The 20,741-nt window shown below is 72.1% G+C and carries 16 protein-coding genes; 11 read left to right on the top strand and 5 right to left on the bottom strand.

Features of this window, described 5'->3' with window-relative positions; translation table 11 throughout:
• Positions 1-2 precede the first annotated feature (2 nt).
• The 4 genes from ACH0A8_RS07460 to ACH0A8_RS07445 all read left to right on the top strand — a co-directional run bounded on the left by ACH0A8_RS07460 (position 3) and on the right by ACH0A8_RS07445 (position 4,247).
• Positions 3-692 carry a nucleotide exchange factor GrpE gene (locus ACH0A8_RS07460; protein WP_406906915.1) on the top strand — a complete coding sequence of 230 codons (690 nt, stop codon included), beginning with the start codon at positions 3-5 and terminating at the stop codon, positions 690-692.
• Positions 693-716: 24 nt separating this feature from the next.
• Positions 717-1,721 (top strand): DnaJ C-terminal domain-containing protein, encoded by a 1,005-nt coding sequence (locus ACH0A8_RS07455; protein WP_066651957.1) that lies wholly within the window; start codon positions 717-719, stop codon positions 1,719-1,721.
• Positions 1,722-1,844: 123 nt separating this feature from the next.
• Positions 1,845-2,255, top strand: a complete 411-nt coding sequence (locus tag ACH0A8_RS07450) for a heat shock protein transcriptional repressor HspR (RefSeq protein WP_311206322.1) — start codon at positions 1,845-1,847, stop codon at positions 2,253-2,255.
• A 72-nt stretch (positions 2,256-2,327) separates the two neighbouring features.
• On the top strand, positions 2,328-4,247 hold the full coding sequence (locus ACH0A8_RS07445) for a hypothetical protein (RefSeq protein WP_406906914.1): 1,920 nt from the start codon (positions 2,328-2,330) through the stop codon (positions 4,245-4,247).
• A 215-nt stretch (positions 4,248-4,462) separates the two neighbouring features.
• On the opposite strand, the gene ACH0A8_RS07440 is transcribed toward ACH0A8_RS07445, so the two are convergent.
• Positions 4,463-5,119 carry a GntR family transcriptional regulator gene (locus ACH0A8_RS07440; RefSeq protein WP_251160493.1) on the bottom strand — a complete coding sequence of 219 codons (657 nt, stop codon included), beginning with the start codon at positions 5,117-5,119 and terminating at the stop codon, positions 4,463-4,465.
• 145 nt (positions 5,120-5,264) lie between these two features.
• Here ACH0A8_RS07440 and ACH0A8_RS07435 point away from each other — a divergent pair, with 145 nt between their 5' ends.
• Positions 5,265-6,413 (top strand): class I SAM-dependent methyltransferase, encoded by a 1,149-nt coding sequence (locus ACH0A8_RS07435; RefSeq protein ID WP_251154144.1) that lies wholly within the window; start codon positions 5,265-5,267, stop codon positions 6,411-6,413.
• Between the two features lie 62 nt (positions 6,414-6,475).
• Here the strand turns inward: ACH0A8_RS07435 and ACH0A8_RS07430 are convergent, their stop codons facing one another.
• The 3 genes from ACH0A8_RS07430 to ACH0A8_RS07420 form a co-directional block, all read right to left on the bottom strand.
• Complete coding sequence (locus tag ACH0A8_RS07430) at positions 6,476-8,614, bottom strand: hypothetical protein (RefSeq protein ID WP_406906913.1); 2,139 nt, start codon at positions 8,612-8,614, stop codon at positions 6,476-6,478.
• Positions 8,615-8,766: 152 nt separating this feature from the next.
• A complete protein-coding gene (locus ACH0A8_RS07425; RefSeq protein ID WP_209684138.1) occupies positions 8,767-9,597 on the bottom strand; it encodes an aldo/keto reductase in 831 nt (276 codons plus the stop codon).
• Between the two features lie 80 nt (positions 9,598-9,677).
• Complete coding sequence (locus ACH0A8_RS07420; RefSeq protein WP_406906911.1) at positions 9,678-10,076, bottom strand: pilus assembly protein CpaE; 399 nt, start codon at positions 10,074-10,076, stop codon at positions 9,678-9,680.
• Positions 10,077-10,394: 318 nt separating this feature from the next.
• Between ACH0A8_RS07420 and ACH0A8_RS07415 the strand changes: the two genes are divergently transcribed.
• The gene (locus ACH0A8_RS07415) at positions 10,395-13,139 is read left to right on the top strand and encodes a glycoside hydrolase family 2 protein (RefSeq protein ID WP_406906910.1); all 2,745 of its coding nucleotides are present in this window, start codon (positions 10,395-10,397) and stop codon (positions 13,137-13,139) included.
• Between the two features lie 252 nt (positions 13,140-13,391).
• Positions 13,392-13,682 carry a twin-arginine translocase TatA/TatE family subunit gene (gene tatA / locus ACH0A8_RS07410; RefSeq protein WP_396137163.1) on the top strand — a complete coding sequence of 97 codons (291 nt, stop codon included), beginning with the start codon at positions 13,392-13,394 and terminating at the stop codon, positions 13,680-13,682.
• Positions 13,683-13,783: 101 nt separating this feature from the next.
• Here the strand turns inward: tatA and ACH0A8_RS07405 are convergent, their stop codons facing one another.
• Positions 13,784-14,971: a heparan-alpha-glucosaminide N-acetyltransferase domain-containing protein gene (locus ACH0A8_RS07405; RefSeq protein WP_406906909.1), complete on the bottom strand. Its 1,188-nt coding sequence runs from the start codon at positions 14,969-14,971 to the stop codon at positions 13,784-13,786.
• Positions 14,972-15,048: 77 nt separating this feature from the next.
• On the opposite strand from ACH0A8_RS07405, the gene ACH0A8_RS07400 reads away from it, so the two are divergent.
• From ACH0A8_RS07400 to ACH0A8_RS07385, 4 genes are all read left to right on the top strand, one after another.
• Entirely contained in the window at positions 15,049-16,443 is a 1,395-nt protein-coding gene (locus tag ACH0A8_RS07400; protein WP_066651976.1) for an MFS transporter, read from the top strand.
• 53 nt (positions 16,444-16,496) lie between these two features.
• Positions 16,497-18,665, top strand: coding sequence for an ATP-dependent Clp protease ATP-binding subunit (locus ACH0A8_RS07395; protein ID WP_081984593.1), 2,169 nt, complete (start codon positions 16,497-16,499; stop codon positions 18,663-18,665).
• A gap of 282 nt (positions 18,666-18,947) precedes the next feature.
• Positions 18,948-19,601, top strand: coding sequence for a response regulator transcription factor (locus ACH0A8_RS07390; protein WP_200884151.1), 654 nt, complete (start codon positions 18,948-18,950; stop codon positions 19,599-19,601).
• The gene (locus ACH0A8_RS07385) at positions 19,583-20,731 is read left to right on the top strand and encodes a sensor histidine kinase (RefSeq protein WP_406906908.1); all 1,149 of its coding nucleotides are present in this window, start codon (positions 19,583-19,585) and stop codon (positions 20,729-20,731) included. The genes ACH0A8_RS07390 and ACH0A8_RS07385 overlap by 19 nt, the downstream gene beginning before the upstream one ends.
• The last annotated feature ends 10 nt before the right edge of the window (positions 20,732-20,741 follow it).

Below are 20,741 nucleotides of genomic sequence, written 5' to 3'. Positions count from 1 at the left end.
CGATGACGGACCCCAAGGACAACGTGCCGAACGAGGACGAGCCCCAGGTCGAGGGCGACGCCACCAACGCGCAGGAGCCCGAGGACCTCATCGAGGCGGAGGGGCCGGACGTGGAGATCCCCACGGACGGCCCCGCCGCCGGCGGCCCGCAGGCCGACCAGGCGAAGGGCGACCAGGCGGGTGCCGACGAGGCCAGCGACCTCTCCCCGGAGGACCAGGCCCTGCTCGACGACGCGGCCCGCGGCATGGAAGAGGACAAGCTGTCGCAGGCCGACCGCGACCTCGTGGCCGACATGCGCGCCGACATGCTCCGCGCGCAGGCCGAGCTGGTGAACTTCCGGAAGCGCGTCGAGCGCGACCGTGAGGCGAACCGCGACGCCGTCATCGCCGAGGTCGTCCGCGCCCTGCTGCCGGCCCTCGACGACCTGACCCGCGCCGAGGCGCACGGCGACCTGACCGAGGGCCCCATGCAGGTCATCGGGCAGAAGATCCGCGGCGGCTTCGAGAAGTTCAAGCTGGTGCAGATCGGCGAGAAGGGCGAGCTCTTCGACCCGAACGTGCACGAGGCGATCGTGCAGCTGCCCACGCCGGGTGCGACCGACCAGACCGTGGCGGACGTCGTGGAGCCGGGCTACAAGCTCGGCGACCGCGTGCTCCGCGCGGCCAAGGTCGCCGTCGCGGTCCCGGCCTGAGGCTCGGGAAGGAGGTAGGGATTCATGGCCAGTCAGGACTGGTTCGACAAGGACTTCTACAAGGTCCTCGGCGTCGACAAGACGGCGAGCGACGCTGAGCTGAAGAAGACCTACCGGAAGCTCGCCCGGCAGTACCACCCGGACTCCAACCCGGGTGACGCTGCCGCCGAGTCCCGCTTCAAGGAGATCAGCGAGGCCTACTCGGTGCTCTCCGACAAGGAGCAGCGCGCCGAGTACGACCAGGTCCGTGCCATGGGCTCCGGCGCCCGCTTCACCGCGGGTGGCCCGGGCCAGGGCGGCGGGTTCGAGGACGTCTTCGGCGGGATGTTCGGCCAGCAGGGCGGGCAGCGTGTCCGCTTCGGCCAGGGCGGTACCCGCGGTGGTGCCGGCGGCTTCGAGGACATCCTCGGCGGAATGTTCGGCGGCGGTCAGGGCTTCGGGCAGTCGTCCGGCGGCTTCCGCGGCTTCGGTGGTCCGACCAAGGGCCGCGACGTCACGGCGTCGACGACGCTCGACTTCACCACCGCGATCGCCGGTGACACCGTCAAGCTCTCGCAGGGCAACGGCCGACCGGTGAACGTCCGCATCCCCGCGGGCGTCGCCGACGGGCAGAAGATCCGCCTGCGCGGGCGCGGCGAGCCGAGTCCGGACGGCGGAGAGGCCGGCGACCTGGTCGTCAGCGTCTCCGTCCGCAAGCACCCGGTCTTCGAGCGCGACGGGCAGCACCTCCGCGTGGACGTCCCCGTGACGTTCGTCGAGGCGGCGCTCGGCGCGACGATCCAGGTGCCGACGCTCGGCGGCGAGCCCGTCAAGCTCAAGGTCGCCCCCGGCACGCCGTCCGGCCGCGTCCTGCGCGTCAAGGGACGCGGGGTCACGACCAAGAGCGGCACCGGTGACCTGCTCGCCACCGTGCAGGTCGCGGTGCCGTCGCACCTGTCGGACAAGCAGCGCGAGGCCGTCGAGGCCCTCCGCGCCGTCCTGCCCGACGAGGACCCCCGCGAGGACCTCCTCGCCAAGGCGCGCAGCTAGCGCTGCGCAACCAGCACGACAACCGGCCTGGAGGCTCGGCGCGGCTCCGTCAGGAAGCCGCACCGGGCCTCCAGGCTGGTTCTGCACCACGAGGACGACGGAAAGGAACCAGCCATGACCGACATGGACGAGAACTCGCCCGTCCTCGCGATCGCGGTGGCGGCGGAGCTCGCCGAGATGCACCCGCAGACGCTGCGGCAGTACGACCGGCTCGGCCTGGTCGTGCCGGGCCGCACCCGCGGTGGCTCGCGCCGCTACTCGATGCGCGACGTCGCGCAGCTGCGCGAGATCGCGCGACTCGGGTCCGAGGGGGTGTCGCTGGAGGGGATCCGGCGGGTGCTCGACCTCGAGAACGAGAACCTGGTGCTCCGCGACCGCGTGCGCGAGCTGGAGCGGGCGCTCGCCGATCAGCTCATCGCGCGCCCGGGCGCCCGTGTCTTCGCGGCGACGACCACCGGCGCTGCAGTCCCGCTGCGCGCGGGCATGCGACCGCAGCGGAACACCGCGGTGGTGCTCTACCGCCCAGAGCGGTGACCGAACGTGGTATGTCGCATTTCGATTGACTGTTCTCGATCACGAAGGCCGTGATCGAGAACAGGAGGAACGATGCGACGACGAACACGGTTGCTCAGCGCGATCGGGAGCGCGGTGCTGGTGGGGGCCCTGACCCTGGCTCCCACGACGTCGGCAACGGCGGCCGCTGATCCGACCGGTGCACCGGTGGGATCGACGCGGACCGTCGCGAAGGCTCCGACCGGGGTCGGACTGACGCCCCTCGGCCCGGACCGGTACCAGGTGACCGGGCAGCCGCACTGCGGGACGATCGAGTACACGTGCCAGATCCACGTCGGGAACGTCGGGCCGACGAGTGCGAGCGACTACCACTGGGACGGCGGGGTCTCGACGGCCGAGTTCGCAGTCGGCTGGCAGTTCGGCCAGACCCGGACGCCGGTCTACTGGACGTACGCCTGCTCCGTCTTCGGGTGCAAGAACTCGGCGACGGTGACGGCGGGCTCCGCGACGCGCCCGTTCCCGCAGCTCGGCATCACTGCCAGGGTGCAGAGCAAGAACGACACGAACCGATCGGCGGTGATCACCGGCACGGCGACCGGCCGAGCGGTCATCAAGCGCGGCGGCGCCCAGGTGGCGACGGCGACGAGTGATCGGACCGGAACGTGGAGCACGACCGTGACGGGCCTGTCGACCGGGCAGAACAGGATCACGTTCCAGCAGTGGGTCGACAATCGGTACCGGGACGAGACGTCGGTCGTGGTGGACTTCCCGCCGACGCCCGGCCAGATCGTCGGTGACACCGGCACGGCGGACCTGCAGCGCGGTGCCACGACGCCGGTCTCGGTGTCGTTCACGGCGAAGTCCGCGTTCCACACGCCGACGGGGAAGCTCGTCGTCACCGCACCGGAGGGTACGACGTTCGATGCGGGCCAGGACCGGCAGCGTGGCGAGTACCTGGACGGCGGCACCTGGCACCGGTTCGGCGGGGACTCGCTCGTCGACGGGTCGCGAGCACCCGACGGGCGGACGTACACCTTCCAGCTCGGGAACCGTGACTGGGACGTGACGAAGGACCAGCGCTTCCGCTTCACCCTGGACGTCCAGACCCCGGCCGACGTCGCGACGACCACGAGCAGCATGACCGGCAAGCTGTCCGGGACCTTCCCGGGCGCCTCGTTCGACACGACCGCCACCACCACGACGACCGTGGTCGACCAGGCGCTCAGTGCACGGGTCGAGAGCCAGGACGCGGTGGCCCGGACGGCGACGCTGACCGGGACGGCGCCCCGCCGTGCGGACTCCCTCGACGTCACGTGGGAGCGCGACGGCGGGACGGTCACGCGGACGGTGACGCCGACGGACGGAGCCTGGCGCTTCGTCGTCGACGGCCTGCGCGACGGTGACACGACCGTGCGGGTCGTGGCGAAGGTCGGCGGGCAGGCACTCGGCGACCCGGTGTCCGTCACCGTGCACCTCGACGCCGCGCCGTTCAGCGCCACGGCGCGCTTCGCGGGTGACGTCACGAAGCCGGTGGTCATCGAGGGGGCCGGGACCGCCGGTGGAACCGTCCGGATCGAGGGGGCCTGGACGACCGTCCCGCCGGTTCCGGTCGGGGTCGACGGCCACTGGTCCGTCACCGTGCCTGCGCCGGACCAGCCGGGGAAGCAGTCCGTGACCGCCGTGCAGACCGTCGACGGCCAGCCCGCCGGCTCGGAGCGAGTCGAGGTCGACTACGGGCGGGCGGTACGCATCACCTCGCCGGGGGACGGCTTCCAGATCACGCCGATCTGGAACAGCGTGCGCGTGATCGGGAAGGCCGAACCGCACGCGCAGGTGCGCCTCGGAGAGGGTGGTGACGACGACGCCTACGGGTCCGTCACTGCCGACGCTGACGGCCACTGGGCGATCACGACCCCGGCGCTCGCGCTCCGTGACCACGACCTGGTCGCGACGGCGCTGTCGAAGGGCGCGAACACCACGCGAGACACGGTTCGGATCGTCCCCGAGGGCTGAGCCCGACGGTTCGTCCGACGAGTCGGCGGCGGGGCCGGGACCGGTGCCGCCGCCGTCTCGGCCGTCACGGGAGGTCGTCGTCGAACAGGTCACGACGGACGCCGTCGACCGCCGTGCACCGGGGGAGCGTGGGACGGTCGTCCTCGGGGGAGCAGCGGCCGGGGCGACGCGCGCGAACCGTCTCGACGACCGAGCGGACGCAGGACGCGCACACGTCAGGACCGTCCGCGGTCGGGGTCGGGGAGCAGGTGGACCGTGCAGGTCGCCCGCTCCGCGAGCCGTCCATCGCGGCAGTCGACCGCGACGCGGAGTGCGACGAGGCCGTTCCGGATGTGCTCCCAGGGCAGCGCGCTCCGGATGTCGTCGTGCCGCAGGCGGTACGTCAGGCCGTCGAGGGTCCCGCTCAGGGCTGCGACGAGCAGGGGGTTGTCGCACGCCGCGAGGAAGGTCCGGTAGACCGGGGTGATCGCGTCGGAGCCCCACTGCCACGTCGGCATCGCCATGCAGTCGAGCACGAGCCCGATGCGGCGGAAGAGTGCGGCGCGGTCGCGGTCCCCGAGGTCGCCGATCGTGGTGCGGACGACGCCCCCGAAGAGCAGTCCGAGCGTCTGCAGCGTCGGGATGAGTTCGTCGCGGCGCGGGACCGTGACGCGCGTGTACCGGTTCGGGCGGAACTCGACGAGACCGAGGTGCCCGAGGTCCGACAGTGCTTCCCGCACCGGGGTCCTGGAGCACCGGAGCCGGAGCGCGAGCTGTTCGTCGTCGAGCAGGGTCCCCGGGGCGAGCGCCCCGCTCATGATCTCGGTCCGCAGGCGTTCCCGCGCCTGGTCCCGCAGGCGGGGACGCCGGCCGGCGTCTGGCGAAGCGAACATCGGCCCCTCTCGCTCGTCCTGCCGTTGCTCGTCGCGCAACGGTCTCCTCCGAGCGTAGGGGCTTGGGATACCACCGGCACCGGTGATATACCGCTGCCCTGCGCACCGGCGCGGCTCCGCACCGTCGTCTGAGTACCCTGGGGCCGTGCCATTCGACTTCGCCGACCACTTCCGGCGCTCCCCGGTCAGCGACGAGCCCGACCTCGTCGCGATCGACGGCACCGACCGCTTCATGCTCGACGAGGCACCGCACGTGCACGGGGACGCGCTCCGGCAGCCCGGTGAGGTCGCCGTCGTCGACGACCGGTACGGGGTGCTGACCCTCGGCGCCATGACCGTGCACGGCGCGTCGGGTGTCCGGGTCGTGCAGGACTCGCTCGTCGGGGTGCGGGCGCTGCAGGCGAACGCGGGCACCTTCGGCCGGAGCGGCTTCGTGCTGACCGAGACGCTCGAGCAGGCCTTCCGCGACGTCCGCCTGGTGCTCCTCCGGCTGTCGAAGTCGAACGACCGGCTCGACGAACTCGCACGCGCCGTCGCCCGCTGGGCGGCGCCCGACGTGGTCCTGCTCTGCGGCGGGGTCTCGAAGCACATGAACCTGTCGCAGAACGACGTCCTGCGCCGGTACTTCGGCGAGGTCACCGCGTCACGGGGTCGCGGCAAGTCGCGGCTGCTCATCGCGCAGGACCCGCTCCGTGCGACGGCGGTGCGCGCGGACGCGACGAACCCCTGGCCGCGGTCCGTGCACGTCGACGAGCTCGGGATGACGCTCGTCGCGCACGGCGGCGTCTTCGCGGGGACGTCGCTCGACCAGGGCACCCGGGTGCTGCTCGACGTCATGGACGACGCCGTCCCGTCGGCGCGGGTCGCCGTCGACCTCGGGTGCGGGAACGGCGTCATCGCGACTGCTCTGGCGCGCCGCCGCCCGGCCGTCAAGGTGGTCGCGACCGACGTCTCGGCGATCGCCGTGGCGTCGACGCGGGCGACGGCGGTGGCGAACGGCGTCGCGGACCGGGTGACGGTCGTCCGGTCGGACGCGGGCGACGAGCTCGACGAGGGGTCTGCGAAGCTCGTGCTCTGCAACCCGCCCTTCCACGAGGGCACCACGGTGAGCACCGACGCGGCCGAGGCGATGTTCCGCAACGCGGCCACGATCCTCCAGGCCGGCGGTGAACTGTGGTGCGTCTGGAACTCGCACCTGCGGTACCGACCCATGCTCGAGCGGCTCGTCGGACCGACCCGACAGGTCGTCCGGACCGCGAAGTTCACGGTGACGGCCTCGCGCCGGGCCGACTGAGGCGGGGACGACGACGGCCCCGTCACCGTGGTGACGGGGCCGTCGTGCGCGAGCGGTCGGGCTCAGATGTGCACGGACACCTGGGTCTGCTTGCCGCCGGCGGTCACGGTGATCACGTGGTCGCCCTTCGCGAGACCGGACAGGGAGAGCTTGCCCTCGCCGTCGGCCTTGATCGCGCCCGCCGCGAGCTGCTGCTCGCCCTCGTGGGCCTGCAGGCCGGCGATGCCGGTGGGGAGGCCCCACACGGTGATCTGCGCGGTGCCGAAGAGGGCACTGGTGCTCGTGACCTGGGCCTCGAGCTGGTCGGCGGCGTGGTCGCCGTTGCCGATCGTGAGCGTGCGCTCGACCTGCTCGCCGTCGATCGTGGCGGTCGCGGTGACCACCGTGGTGAGCTTCTTCGGAGCGGTCAGGACGACCTGGGCCGCTTCCTCGTCGCCGAGGGTCACCGTCTTGGTCTCGCCGTTGGCCGCGACGGTCACCTCGGTGCCCGTCGGGCCGAGGACGTCCACGGCGACCTGGCTGTCGCTGATGCGGGTCGAGTCGACGGCGAACGCGGTGTCGGACGCGCCGTCACCCGGCTCCTCGGTGCCGCTGCCGTCGCCGGGCTGCTCGGTGCCGCTACCGTCGCCGGGCTGCTCGGTGCCCTCGCCGGGCTGCTCGGTGCCGCTGCCGTCGCCGGGCTGCTCGGTGCCGTCGCCGGGCTGCTCGGTGCCGTCGCCGGGCTGCTCGGTGCCGTCGCCGGGCTGCTCGGTGCCCTCGCCGGGCGCCGAGTACGTGAGGACGTAGGCCGAGCTGGTCCAGGCGCCCGTACGGCTCTCGAAGAGGAAGTGCAGGTCGTTCTCGCCCTCGTGCAGGTCGCGGGAGAAGGCCAGCGTGAACTCGCCGTCGGCGTTCGCACGCCCCGACGCGTAGGTGCGGCCGTTCGCGTCCTCCAGGTCCACCGGGCTGTAGGCGCGGACGCCGGAGCCGGAGATGGCGGGACGTGCCTCGTGGACGGTCGATCCGCTCGCCAGGGCCGGCTCGAACGTCGAGGACTTCGGCGTGTAGGTGATGTCGAGTCGCTGGCGCTCGACCCAGTCGCCGTTCGCCTGCTGGAAGCGGACGACGACCCGGTTCTCGCCCTTGTAGAGGGAGCCCTCGAGCTTCGTGGACCAGTGCCCGTGCTCGTCGGCGGTGGCGACGCCGAGCGCCGGGCCGGTGATGCCGCCGATGCTCACCGAGCCGCCGGGACGGGCGGTGCCCTCGAACGTCGGCTGCGAGGTGCGGACCTCGTCGCCGTCGTGCAGGTTCGTCACGGCCTCGACCGGGGACTGTCCCTCGCCGGGCTGCTCGCCGCCGCCCTGCTGGCCGTCACCCTGACCGGTGCCCGGCTGCTCGCCGCCGCCCTGCTGGCCGTCGCCCTGACCGGCACCCGGCTGCTCGCCGCCGCCCTGCTGGCCGTCGCCGGGCTGCTCGCCGTTGCCGGGCTGCGTGCTGCCGGTGTCGACCGGGGCCCAGTTGCTCACGGCGAACAGGTCGTGGTTCGGGGTGCTGGCCGGGATCACGTCGTTCACGGCGCGGAGCGCGGCCTGCTCGGCGGCGGCACCGCCCGGGATCGTGATCTCGAAGCGGCCGTCGGCGCCGGTCGGGGCGCTCGCCACGATCGACCCCCGGTCGAGCGATGCCTCGACGCGCACGTCGCGGTTCGCGGTGCCGCGGACGACCAGGTCGTCGCCCTTCCGGTCGACGGACGAGACGACCGGGTCGGCGGCGTAGGCGTCGAGCTGCGCCTGGTCCGGAGCACTGTGGTGCCCGTCCGCCTTGACGACCGCGGCGGTGATGACCTGCGGACCCGACGGCAGGACGGCGAGGTCGCAGGTGTACAGGTGCTGGTTCGCCGGGGTGTTGTGCCCGGTGCAGAGCAGGTGGCCCTGCTGGTCGACGACCTTGAGCGAGCCCTTCGAGACCGAGCTCGTGACCGCGACGGACGGGGTCGCGCGGCTCGCTTCGAAGACGCTGAGCCCGTCGCGCTCGCCGGTGCTCCGCGCCCCCTGGACCTCGTTGATGCCGGTGAAGCTGTCGGCGATGGGTCGCTCGTGCGTCGCGCCCGGGATCGTCGGGAGGTCGGGTGCCGCGTTGGCGGCCGTCGCGACGACGAAACCCGACGAGGTGAGGACGAGTCCGAGTGCCGCCCCGGTGGCGGCACGGGTGATCTTGCGCATGGGTTCCTTTCGGTGGGATCCGTGCCAGTGACAGCGCGGACGAGCACCCATGTTGTATTTCGCATACTGAAACTATTCCGGGTGTGAGCGATACCCCGTGCACGACGAAGCGCCCCGCCGGTGGCGGGGCGCTTCGTCGACGTGACCTCGGATCAGGCGGGGACGTAGTCGAACGTGTCGGGGTCCGGGCCCGTGCGGTGGCCCTTGTCGAGCGACGTGATCGCCGTCATGTCGTCGTCGGAGAGCTCGAAGTCGAAGATCGCGAAGTTCTCCTCGACCCGCGAGCGCGTGACCGACTTCGGGAAGACGATGTCGCCGCGCTGGATGTGCCAGCGGAGGACGACCTGCGCCGGGGTCTTGCCCGTGGCGCCGGCGATACGGGTGATGGTCTCGTCGTCGAGCACGAGGCCCTGAGCGATCGGGGACCAGGCCTCGGTGGCGATGCCGTGCTCGGTGTCGTAGGCGCGGAGCTCGTCCTGCACGAGGTACGGGTGCACCTCGATCTGGTTGACGGCCGGGGTGATCGTCGTCTCGGCGGCCAGGCGGTTGAGGTGGTGCGCCTGGAAGTTGCTCACGCCGATCGAGCGGGCGGTGCCGGCGTGGTAGAGCTCCTCCATCGCCTTCCAGGTCGGGACGAAGTCCGACACCGTCGGCAGCGGCCAGTGGATGAGGAAGAGGTCGGTGTACCCGCCGAGCAGGTCGGCCGACTTCTTGCCGTTCTCGGCGGCGAGGGCCGGGTCGTGGAAGCCGTTGTTGAGCTTCGACGTGACGAAGATCTCCTCGCGCGGGATGCCGGACGCCTCGATGGCCTCGCCGACCTCCTTCTCGTTGCCGTACATCTCGGCGGTGTCGATGTGGCGGTAGCCGACCTCGAGCGCGGTGAGGGTCGCCTCCTTCGTGTCGGAAGGATCGATCTGGAAGACACCGAAGCCGAGCTGCGGGATGGTCTTGCCGTCGTTCAGGGTGATGTTCGGAACGGTCATGTCACCATGCAACCAAAGCGCCCCCAGGAGGCATTCCGGCAACACTCAGTCGGGCGCGCTGCGCGCGGGAACCGGACCGCTCAGGCGAGCGCGGCCGTGATGTACGCGAGCAGGGCGTCCCCGTACGCCACAGCCGGGTCGTCGCTCCGGAACTCCCGGGCGACCCCGTCGATCGTCGCCGTGACGACGAACCCGGCGGCGAGCGACACGAACGCCGGTCCGAGCAGGTCGCGCAGCTGGTCCTCCCGCGGGAGCCAGAGCGACTCGGACGCCTCGACCGAGTCGAGCGCCCACTCCGTCGTGCCGTTGAAGCCGAGCGAGGTGCCGCTGGGGTGGTCGTGGCGTTCGACGGTCATCTCGGAGACGGTGTAGACGTCGTCGTCGACCCCGGGCTTGTCGATGACGAACCGGTCGCCCGTCCCCGGGTGCCAGCGGAGTCCGGCGTCGCGCAGCGACCGGGCGAGTTCGACGGTGACCACCGCACCACCCTGCCACGCAGGGCCGGAGGGCGGACACGACCCGAAGGGCCCCGACGCCGTCAGGACGCGTCGCGCGGTCCGTCGTCGTGGACGTGGTCGCCGGCAAGGTCGACGTACTAGCATCGCCGAGCACCCCCGCGCGCGACGAGCACTCGTCCGCGCGCGCGGACGCGACGACGCCTGGGCGACCGGTGCCGTGCCTCCCGGCTGCTCACGCGGCCACGGGCACGACCGCCGGCCGGTGTCACGGTGCCGGGGCGGCCACGAGCCGCCGCCGGCTCCTGTCCGCCCTCCCCGTCCGCCCAGCAAAGGACCCGCATGACCCTCGAGCGCGAGGAACTCCGCGACGACTGGACCGTGGCGATCGCCGGCGACCAGGTGCCGACCGGGGCACCGGCCGGGATCACGGGTCGCACGATCCCCGCCACGGTGCCGGGTCAGGTGCACACGGACCTCGAACGCGAGGGACTCGTCGCGGACCCGACGTTCGACCGCAACGAGGACGGCGCGAAGTGGGTCGGCCGGGCCGACTGGGCCTACCGGCGGACGGTGGACGTCGCACCTCGGGGGCACGAGCGCGTCGACCTGGTGTGCGAGGGGCTCGACACGGTCGCCGAGCTGAGCCTCGACGGCGTGGTCGTCGGCACCACCCGCAACATGCACCGGCGGTACCGGTTCGACCTCAACGACGTCCCGGGTGCCGCGGGCGACCGCGAGCTCGAGCTGCTCTTCGAGTCGCCGTACCGCGAGGCCGGCCGGGTCGCCGCCCGCGCCGGCTCGATGCCGGGACCGTACGACGAGCCGTTCCCGTACATCCGCAAGCAGGCCTCGAACTTCGGCTGGGACTGGGGTCTGACCGCGGTGACGAGCGGTCCGTGGCGTCCGGTCGCGATCGAGCGCTGGTCCACGGCGCGGCTCGCCGAGGTGAAGCCGCTGGTCGACGTCGAGGCCGGCGAGGGCGTCCTCGACGCGCACGTGCGGGTCGAGCGGTCCGGGATGAACGACCTCGACCAGGACGGTGAGGACGACGACCTCGTGCTCGTCGTCACGGTCGCCGGCCCGACCGTGGACGGCGGGACGACCCGACAGCGCTCCCGGGCGCAGCTGACCCCGAAGGACGACGAGACCGTCGTCACGGTGCGCGTGCCCGAGGTGCGGCGCTGGTGGCCGCGCGGCTACGGCGAGCAGCCCCGGTACGACGTGACCGTCGAGCTGCAGACCGTCGACGGCGAGGTCCTGGACCGTCGGACGGCGAAGACGGGCTTCCGCTCGGCCCGGATCGACACCGCGGACGACGCGATCGGCAAGCCCTTCACCGTCGTGGTGAACAGCACCGTCATCGACGTCCGCGGCGTGAACTGGATCCCGGACGACGTCATCGTGTCGCGGGTGGACCGCGCGCGGACCGCGGACCGGCTCGGCGTCGCCGCGGACCTCGGCGTGAACCTCGTCCGTGTGTGGGGCGGCGGGGTCTACGAGTCCGACGACTTCTACGACGTCTGCGACGAGCTCGGCCTGCTCGTCTGGCAGGACTTCGCGTTCGCCTGCGCGGCCTACCCCGAGATCGAGCCGATCCGCAGCGAGGTCGTCGCCGAGGCCCGGGACAACGTCGCACGCCTGGCCGGCCACCCGTCGCTCGTGGTCTGGAACGGCAACAACGAGAACATCTGGTTGCACGACGCGGACGGCTGGGCCGAGGAGCTCGGTGACCGCGGCTGGGGGCTCGACTACTACCTCGACATCCTCCCGACGATCGTCGACGCGGTCGACCCGTCGCGCTTCTACACGGTCGCCTCGCCCTGGTCGGGTTCCGAGACCCTGCCCGCGAACGACGTCGACCACGAGACGCACCACTCGTGGGACGTCTGGAACCGGCTGTCCGACGACCACTACCGCGACTCCGTCCCGCGGTTCGTGTCCGAGTTCGGGTGGCAGGCACCGCCCGCCTGGCGCACCCTCCGCGACGCGGTCACGGACGAGCCGCTGCGCGTGGACTCGCCCGGTGTCGTGCACCACCAGAAGGCCGACGACGGCATGGGCAAGCTGGCACGGGGGATCGAGCCGCGCTTCGGCGTCGTCGATCCGGCCGAGTTCGACCGCTGGCACTACCTGACGCAGCTGCAGCAGACGCGGGCCGTCGCGACCGGCGTCGAGCACTGGCGGACGCACTGGCCGCGGAACACCGGGGTCGTCGTCTGGCAGCTCAACGACCTGTGGCCGGTGGCGTCGTGGTCCGCGATCGACTCCGCGGGGCGGCTCAAGCCGCTCGCCCACGAGCTGCGTCGGCTGTACGACGACGTCCTGCTGGCGATCCGGCCCGTCGTGCGTCCGTCCGCTGACGACGACGCGGTTCCGACGTCGTCCGGAGACCGGCCTGGAGGCGCGGACCACGTCGGCACGTCGGCTCCCCTCGACGGGGCGGCCGGGACCGCCGCGAGCACCGGTACCGCCGACGGCGCCTCCGAGTCCGGAGGGCTCGTCGACACGCTGTCGCTCGGGGTGTCGCCCGGGTCGTTCGGGCACTCGCCCGTCGAGATCGCGGTGCGGTCCTCCCGCGGCGGTCGCGACAGCGTGGTGCGGGTCCGGCGCATGCACGTGTCCGGCAGGATCCTCGCCGAGGTCACGCTGCCCGTCCGGCTGTCGGAGGCCGGCGTCGCCGTCGTCGACCTGCCCGAGTCGGTCGGCGTCCTGGACGACCCGACGCGTGAGCTCGTCGTGGCGGACATGGACTGGCGTCGTGCGGTCTGGACCGCGTCGCCGGACAAGGACGTGCAGTGGGAGCCGGCGCGGTACCGCACGACGGTCGCCCCCGCGGCCGACGGTGACGGACACGACCTGGTCGTCGAGGCCGAGTCGCTCGTGCGGGACCTGCTCGTGCAGCCGGACCGCATCGCGCCGACCGGCACCGTCGACCGCGGCTTCATGACGCTGCTGCCGGGGGAGCGCGTGGGCTTCCGGGTCCGCGGGCTGTCCGACGCCGAGGCTGCTCGCCTGACGGAGGGCGCGGCGCTCTGGTCGCTCGACGACGCCCTCCTCGGGCTGGAGCATCGCACTCTGGACTGATATACTGGACGTGTCCGGTGTCACCACCGGTACGGCCGCGCCTTGACCCGCGGTCGGCACAGCGCACCCCCGGAGAGCAGCGGCCTCCGGGGGTGCTGCCATGTCGTCCGGTGCAGCCTGTGCGAACGGTGTCCGTTCCGGCTCCCGCCTGGGCTTCCGGTCGGGTGCGGGTTACGATGATCGGACGCCGGACTTCCGCCCTCCCGGTCGACGATGACCGGACGGGCGTCGCCAGACCCAGAACAAGGAGACATGATGCTCGGAAACCTGACGGGGATCCACCTGCTGATCATCCTCGGGATCATCATCCTGCTGTTCGGTGCCACCAAGCTCCCGGCGCTCGCCAAGGGCCTGGGCCAGTCGATCAACATCTTCAAGAAGGAGATGGGCGACGACAAGAAGAAGAACGACGACGGCACCGTGAACACGGCGACGACCGGTCCGACCGTGCAGAACACGGCGCAGCCGACCGCGCAGCCCGTCGTCAACCCCGGCCCCTCGGTGCAGCCCGACGTGCACTCGACCGCCGAGCCCAAGAACTAGGACACCCAGCCCCGTCCTGTCGGCAGCCCCCGCGACCACTCTGGTCGCGGGGGCTTCGGCGTTCGGGCGACGTCCTGCTCCGGCCCTGGTCCTGCTCGACGTCAGGACGTCGTGGTCGGTGGATCGTCGAGTGCTCGGGCGGCACGTCGGGTGAGCGCCTCGAGGGGACCCCGACGACCGGAGCGGTGGACGAGCAGTGCGGCGACGACGGCGGCCACGAGGAGGACGACGAAGGGTCCCCACCCGCCGAGTGCCGGCAGCGGGTCCGGTTCGCCCGATCGCGACCAGACGCCGACGGCCAGGACGTGCGCGCAGTAGAGCGTCAGCGCGAGACGGCCGACGGCGCTGAGCGGGAGCAGGACCGTCGGGGCGTACCGACCGAGGAGCCCGAGCGCAGCCAGCACCGCGAGGGCGATGCCGAGGGCTCCGACGAGCTCGAAGGTCGACCCGGCGTGCGGGGTGACGTCGAGCAGGCGTGCCCAGTCGATCCGCGGGAAGGGCGGGTTCTGGGCGACGATGCCGGGGCCGCCCTCCGGGACGACGGGCGCCACCGGCGCGGAGCCGCTGCCGCTGCCGCTGTCCCCGCCTCCGCCGACGGGGATCATCGTCCCGACCGGTCCCGTGGTGCCGAGTGCGGTGCCGATCGCGGCTCCGGCTCCGTACCCGGTCGCGGCGAGCCCGACACCCACCAGGAGCACCCGGCGCAGGACGTCGGCGCGGTCGAGCCCGAGTCGAGCCACGAGCACGCCCGCGAGGACGACCCCGAACCACGACACGGCGGGGTACCCGGTGAAGAGCAGCCCCGCGGTGCTGCTGCCGCCGGTCATCTCGACGACGGCCTGTCCGACGAGGGCGAGCACGGGACCGACCACGAGGGCGAGCACGGCGGCGAGGACGACCCAGCGGAGCCGGAGCCGCAGGAACGGCAGCGCGGCGACGAACAGCACGGCGTAGGTCGGCAGGATGACGAGCACGCCTCCGGGCACCAGGGTCAGGAGCCCGCCGATCGCCAGGAGCGTCGCGGCACGGGCGAGGACGTGCCGTCGGTCGCGGACCCGACCGGCCGGCCCCGGACCGGTGGTGAGCAGGACCAGGGAGGCCCCGGCGCAGAGCGCGAACAGGACCGAGGAGCGACCGTTCACGAGGTCGGGCCAGCTCGACGGATCCGTCCAGTCGAAGAGCGTGTCCGCCGCTCCGACGTGCGCGGCGAACATGCCGAGGACGGCGAGCCCGCGAGCGGCGTCGAGGCCGGCGAGACGTGGACGAGTAGGGGCGTTGACATGTTGCATGTCGACGATGCTCGCGAGCGCGCTGTTTCGTCGGCGCAACCGGTCGCCGGATCACTCCGACGAGGAGGATGGGGCGCATGACCGCTCCGGCCGCAACGGCCCCGCTCCGTGACGACCGCCGGGTGGTCCTCGTGGTCGCGATCCTCGCGTCCTTCGTCGTCGGGCTCGACTCGAGCGTCGTCAACGTCGCCCTGCCCGCGATCCGCCGGGAGCTCGGTGGTGGTCTCGTCGTGCAGCAGTGGACCGTCGACGCCTACCTGGTCACGCTCGGCTCGTTGATCCTGGTCGCCGGCTCCCTCTCGGACCTGTTCGGCCGGGTCCGGATCATCCGGTGGGGCCTGGTCGTCTTCGGCGTCGCCTCGGTGGTGTGCGCGATCGCGCCGACGGGCGAGGTCCTGGTCGTCGCCCGGGCGTTCCAGGGTGTCGGTGGGGCGCTCGTGACCCCGAGCGCCCTGGCGCTCATCGTCGCGGCGTTCCGGGGCGCCGCGCAGGCGAAGGCGATCGGGTCGTGGACGGCCTGGTCGAGCGCCGCGTCCATCCTCGGGCCGGTCGTCGGCGGGCTGATCGTCGACGGCATCGGCTGGCGCTGGATCTTCGTGGTGACGGCCGTGCCGATCGCGGTGACCATCCCCCTGGTCCGGCGGATCTCCGGCGACGTGGTCACCGGCGACCGTCCGCGGGTGGACGTGATCGGCGCGGTGCTCGCCGTGGTCGGGGTCGGCGGTGTCGTCCTCGGCCTGATCGAGCAGGAGCGCCTCGGGTGGGGCGCGCCGGTCGTCGTCGCCGCGCTCGTGCTCGGCGCGGCGTCCCTCGTGGCCTTCGTGCCGTGGGAGCTCCGCGTGACCCGGACCGCCGGCTCGCCCCTGGTGCCGCTGGAGCTGTTCCGCGCGCGCAACTTCACGGTCGGCAACCTGGCGACGCTCTCGATCTACGGGGCGCTCGGGATGGTGTTCTTCGTCGTGACCCTGTTCCTGCAGGAGGTGTGGGACTTCCCCGCGTGGGTCGCCGGACTCGCGACGTTGCCGCCGACGCTGATGCTCCTGGCGCTGTCCACCACGGTCGGTTCGTTCTCCGGCCGGTACGGTCCACGGTGGTTCATGGCTGCCGGGCCAGCCGTGGCCGCGGTCGGCGCGCTGCTGATGCTGCTCGCCGGCGACGACCCGGCGGGCTACTGGTGGTCGGTGCTGCCCGGGCTCGTGCTGATCGGCGCGGGGATCGCGACCATGGTGACGCCGTTGACGAGTGCCGTCCTCGGATCGGTGCCGCAGGCGGAGGCCGGTGCCGGGTCCGCCGTGAACAACGCGGTCGCCCGCATCGCCGGGCTGGTGACGGTGGCCCTGGCGGGCGTCGTCCTGGGTGGCGGGGTGAGCGTCGACGGGTTGCACCGCGCGATGGTCGTGATGGCGCTGCTGCTCGCCGCCGGAGCCGTCGTCAGCGCGGTCGGGATCCGGAATGCACCGCTGCGCTCGTAAGTTGAGTGCAGTAGACTCAAGTACACCACCACCGCACGGAAAGGACGGACCGCATGGCGAACCTCCAGGGCGCCCCCGACTCGCAGGAACGGCAGAAGACCGCCCTCGAGCAGTACGGCGTCGACCTCACCGCGATCGCGCGGAGCGGCAAGCTCGACCCGGTGATCGGTCGTGACGCCGAGATCCGCCGTGTCTCCCAGGTGCTGACGCGGCGGACCAAGAACAACCCCGTGCTCATCGGTGAGCCCGGGGTCGGCAAGACCGCCGTGGTCGAGGGTCTCGCGCAGCGCATCGTCGCCGGCGACGTCGCCGACTCGCTGAAGGACAAGCGGCTCGTGTCGCTCGACATGTCCGCCCTCATCGCCGGCGCGAAGTACCGCGGCGAGTTCGAGGAGCGGCTCAAGGCCGTCCTCAAGGAGATCGACGACTCGGACGGTCAGGTCATCACGTTCATCGACGAGCTGCACACGCTGATGGGGGCCGGCGGCGGTGAAGGGTCCGTCGCGGCGTCGAACATGCTCAAGCCGATGCTCGCCCGCGGTGAGCTGCGGCTGATCGGCGCGACGACGCTCGACGAGTACCGCGAGTACATCGAGAAGGACGCCGCGCTCGAGCGCCGCTTCCAGCAGGTGTTCGTGGGGGAGCCGAGCGTCGAGGACACCGTGGCGATCCTCCGCGGACTCAAGGAGCGGTACGAGGCGCACCACAAGGTGACCATCAACGACTCCGCCCTGGTCGCCGCCGCGAGCCTGTCGAACCGCTACATCTCCGGTCGCCAGCTCCCCGACAAGGCGATCGACCTCATCGACGAGGCCGCCAGCCGACTGCGCATGGAGATCGACTCGAGCCCGGTCGAGATCGACGAGCTCAAGCGCAGCGTGGACCGCCTGCGCGTCGAGGAGTTCGCGCTGAAGCAGGAGAAGGACGACGCGTCGAAGGCGCGGCTGGCGACCCTGCGCGCGGAGCTCGCCGGGCGCCAGGAGCGGCTCGACGAGCTCGAGCAGCGGTGGCAGGCCGAGCGGGCGAGCCTCAACCGCATCGGTGAGCTCAAGCAGCAGCTCGACGAGCTGAACATGCGCAGCCAGCGCGCGCAGCGGGAGGCGCAGTACGAGACGGTGTCGCGCATCGAGTACGGCGAGAAGCCCCGGATCGAGGCCGAGCTCGCGGCGGCCGAGCAGGCCGAGAGCGCCGACCGCATGGTGAACGACAGCGTCACGGACGAGGACATCGCCGCCGTGATCGCGCAGTGGACGGGCATCCCGATGGGGCGCCTGCTGCAGGGTGAGACCGAGAAGCTCCTGCACCTGGAGACCGAACTCGGTCGTCGGATCATCGGGCAGCGCGCCGCGGTGTCCACCGTGTCCGAGGCGGTGCGTCGCACCCGCGCCGGCATCTCCGACCCGGACCGCCCGACGGGCTCGTTCCTGTTCCTCGGCCCCACCGGCGTCGGCAAGACCGAGCTCGCCAAGGCGCTCGCCGAGTTCCTGTTCGACGACGAGAAGGCCCTCGTCCGCATCGACATGAGCGAGTACGGCGAGAAGCACTCGGTCGCGCGGCTCATCGGTGCCCCGCCCGGGTACGTCGGGTACGAGGCCGGCGGGCAGCTCACCGAGACCGTCCGGCGCCGCCCGTACTCGGTGGTGCTGCTCGACGAGGTCGAGAAGGCGCACCCCGAGGTGTTCGACGTCCTGCTCCAGGTGCTCGACGACGGACGCCTGACCGACGGGCAGGGGCGCACGGTCGACTTCCGGAACACGATCATGGTCCTGACGTCGAACCTCGGATCGCAGTTCATGACCGACCTGACGCTCACGGACGAGCAACGGGACGAGGCCGTGCGTGAGCTCGTGCAGCAGGCGTTCCGGCCCGAGTTCGTGAACCGTCTCGACGACATCGTCGTGTTCCAGGCGCTCACCACCGACGACCTCGGCCAGATCGTGTCGCTGTACGTCGACCGTCTGGCTCGTCGTCTGTCGGACCGCCGACTCGAGCTGGCCGTGACGCCGGCGGCGCGCAGCTGGCTCGCCGACCGCGGCTACGACCCCGTCTACGGGGCGAGGCCGCTCCGCCGCCTCATGCAGCGGCAGATCGACGACCGGTTGGCGCGGGCGATCCTGTCCGGGGACGTCCGCGACGGGGACACCGTCCGCGTGGACGTCGCCGCGGGCGGCGACGAGCTGACGGTCGAGCCGTTCGAGCTCGCGGAGATCGTCGAGGAGTAGGTCGCGTCCGCCCCGCGGCAGGGTGCGGCCGGGAGGTCCGGTGCCGGTCCGACGGACCGGCACCGGGCCTCCCGGTCGTTGCGTCGCCCCCGGCAGCGTTACGGCCGCGAAACAGTGCACGCGCGACGGTGGTCGCATGGAACCACAGACCGTCGAAACCGTCCCCCTGTTCATCACCCGATCCGCGGAGACGACCGAGTTCGTCGTGCGGTTCGACGAACGGCGGGGGACCGTCCACCTCGACTCAGCGGATTCATAGACATCGCATGTGAAATGTCGAATGTGCGTGTACTCGTGGTCGACGATGAGACCTCCCTGGCCGATCTCGTCGCGAAGGGACTCTGTCGCCAGGACATGGCCGTCGACGTCGCCCACCGGGGCGACGAGGCGGACGAACTCCTGTCGGTGAACGACTACGACGTCGTCGTGCTCGACCGCGACCTGCCGGGTCTGCACGGGGACGAGGTCGCGCGTCGACTCGCGGCGAGGGGTTCGCTGACCCGGATCCTCATGCTGACCGCCGCGACCACGCTGGCAGACCGCGTGCACGGGCTCGAACTCGGTGCGGACGACTACCTCGCGAAGCCGTTCGAGTACCCGGAGCTCGTCGCCAGGGTCCGTGCGCTCGGGCGGCGGAGCGTCGCGCCGGTCGCGCCGGTGCTCGAGCGGGACGGGATCGTCGTCGACTCGAACCGGCGCATCGCCACCCGCGACGGCCGACCGCTCGACCTGACGTCGAAGGAGCTCGGCGTGCTCGAGGTGCTGCTCCGCGCGGACGGTCGCATCGTCTCGTCCGAGGAGCTGCTCGAGAAGGTCTGGGACATGAACATCGACCCGTTCACGGCGGCCGTCCGGGTGACCCTGTCGAAGCTCCGCAAGAAGCTCGGGCCGCCGGACCCGATCCGGACCGTCCCGGGGTGCGGGTACGCACTGTGACGCGGCTCTGGAGCATCGGCGTCCGGACGACCGTCGGATTCGCGGTCTCCGCGATGGCCCTGACCACGGGCGTGCTCGTGTTCGTCGCGCTCGCGTCCCAGTGGTCGCTCCGCGCAGCCACCGAGTTCCGACCGACGGCGCTGTCCTCGGCCGCGACGCCGTCGGTCGGACGTGATCCGCACGTCGACCCCTCGGCGGTGCCCTCCGGTGCGGTCGCCTTCGTGCAGGTCGCCGCCGAGCAGCAGTGGCAGTGGTCGGCGGTCGGCATCGCCGTCGCGGGGGTGCTCGCCGGTCTGCTCGGCTGGGTCCTGAGCCGCCAGGTCCTGCGCCCGATCGACCGGATGGCGCGCACCGCCGACCGGATCTCGGCGTCGACCCTCCACGAACGCATCGCGCTCGACGGTCCCGACGACGAACTCCGCAGGCTCGCGCGCACGGTGGACGCCCTGCTCGACCGGCTCGAGGCGGCGTTCGCGAGCCAACGGCGGTTCGTGGCGCAGGCCGCGCACGAGTTGCGCACGCCGCTCGCGGTGCAGCGCGCGTCGGTGCAGATCGGGCTGCCCGACGACGCCACCCCGGCCGAGCTCGCGGCGGTCCGGGCGGAGCTCCTCGAGCAGAACCGTCGCACCGAGCACCTCGTCGACTCGCTCCTGGTGCTCGCCGAGGCGGAGCGCGGACTCGAGGACCGGTCGACGGCGGTCGACCTCGGTGCCGTCGCCCGTGACGTCGTCGCGCAGGCCGCCGGTGCTGCGCGTGACGCCGACGTCACGCTCGTCGTCGACGAGCAGGACGTGCCCCGCGGGCTGACCGGCGAACCGCTGCTCGTCCGGCAACTCGTCGGCAACCTGGTCGACAACGCGATCGAGTACAACGAACCGGGCGGCACGGTCCTCGTCCGCACAGGCGTGCACGGGGTGACGGTCGAGAACACCGGGGTGCTCGTCGACCCGGACGAGGTCCAGCACCTCACCGAGCCGTTCCGTCGCGGGGACCACCCGGGCTCGAAGCGGCACAGCGGCCTCGGGCTGTCGATCGTCGCCGCGATCGCGGACGCGCACGGCTGGTCGCTCCGGCTCGAGCCCCTGGCCGACGGCGGGCTCCGCGCCGTCGTTCGTGTCTCATCGGTGTGATCGGTGTGGT

The organism is Curtobacterium sp. 179-B 9B NHS, from assembly GCF_045370965.1.
Lineage (GTDB): Bacteria > Actinomycetota > Actinomycetes > Actinomycetales > Microbacteriaceae > Curtobacterium.
The sequence above is the reverse complement of the archived record's forward strand: the minus strand, read 5'-3'. Positions and strand labels throughout refer to the sequence as shown.

Bases quoted from the DNA above. Each gene is read 5' to 3' on its own strand.
- ACH0A8_RS07460 (WP_406906915.1), top strand. From the start codon at position 3: ATGACGGACCCCAAGGACAACGTGCCGAACGAGGACGAGCCCCAGGTC.
- ACH0A8_RS07455 (WP_066651957.1), top strand. From the start codon at position 717: ATGGCCAGTCAGGACTGGTTCGACAAGGACTTCTACAAGGTCCTCGGC.
- ACH0A8_RS07450 (WP_311206322.1), top strand. From the start codon at position 1,845: ATGGACGAGAACTCGCCCGTCCTCGCGATCGCGGTGGCGGCGGAGCTC.
- ACH0A8_RS07445 (WP_406906914.1), top strand. From the start codon at position 2,328: ATGCGACGACGAACACGGTTGCTCAGCGCGATCGGGAGCGCGGTGCTG.
- ACH0A8_RS07440 (WP_251160493.1), bottom strand. From the start codon at position 5,119: ATGTTCGCTTCGCCAGACGCCGGCCGGCGTCCCCGCCTGCGGGACCAG.
- ACH0A8_RS07430 (WP_406906913.1), bottom strand. From the start codon at position 8,614: ATGCGCAAGATCACCCGTGCCGCCACCGGGGCGGCACTCGGACTCGTC.
- ACH0A8_RS07425 (WP_209684138.1), bottom strand. From the start codon at position 9,597: ATGACCGTTCCGAACATCACCCTGAACGACGGCAAGACCATCCCGCAG.
- ACH0A8_RS07415 (WP_406906910.1), top strand. From the start codon at position 10,395: ATGACCCTCGAGCGCGAGGAACTCCGCGACGACTGGACCGTGGCGATC.
- tatA (WP_396137163.1), top strand. From the start codon at position 13,392: ATGATGCTCGGAAACCTGACGGGGATCCACCTGCTGATCATCCTCGGG.
- ACH0A8_RS07405 (WP_406906909.1), bottom strand. From the start codon at position 14,971: ATGCAACATGTCAACGCCCCTACTCGTCCACGTCTCGCCGGCCTCGAC.
- ACH0A8_RS07400 (WP_066651976.1), top strand. From the start codon at position 15,049: ATGACCGCTCCGGCCGCAACGGCCCCGCTCCGTGACGACCGCCGGGTG.
- ACH0A8_RS07395 (WP_081984593.1), top strand. From the start codon at position 16,497: ATGGCGAACCTCCAGGGCGCCCCCGACTCGCAGGAACGGCAGAAGACC.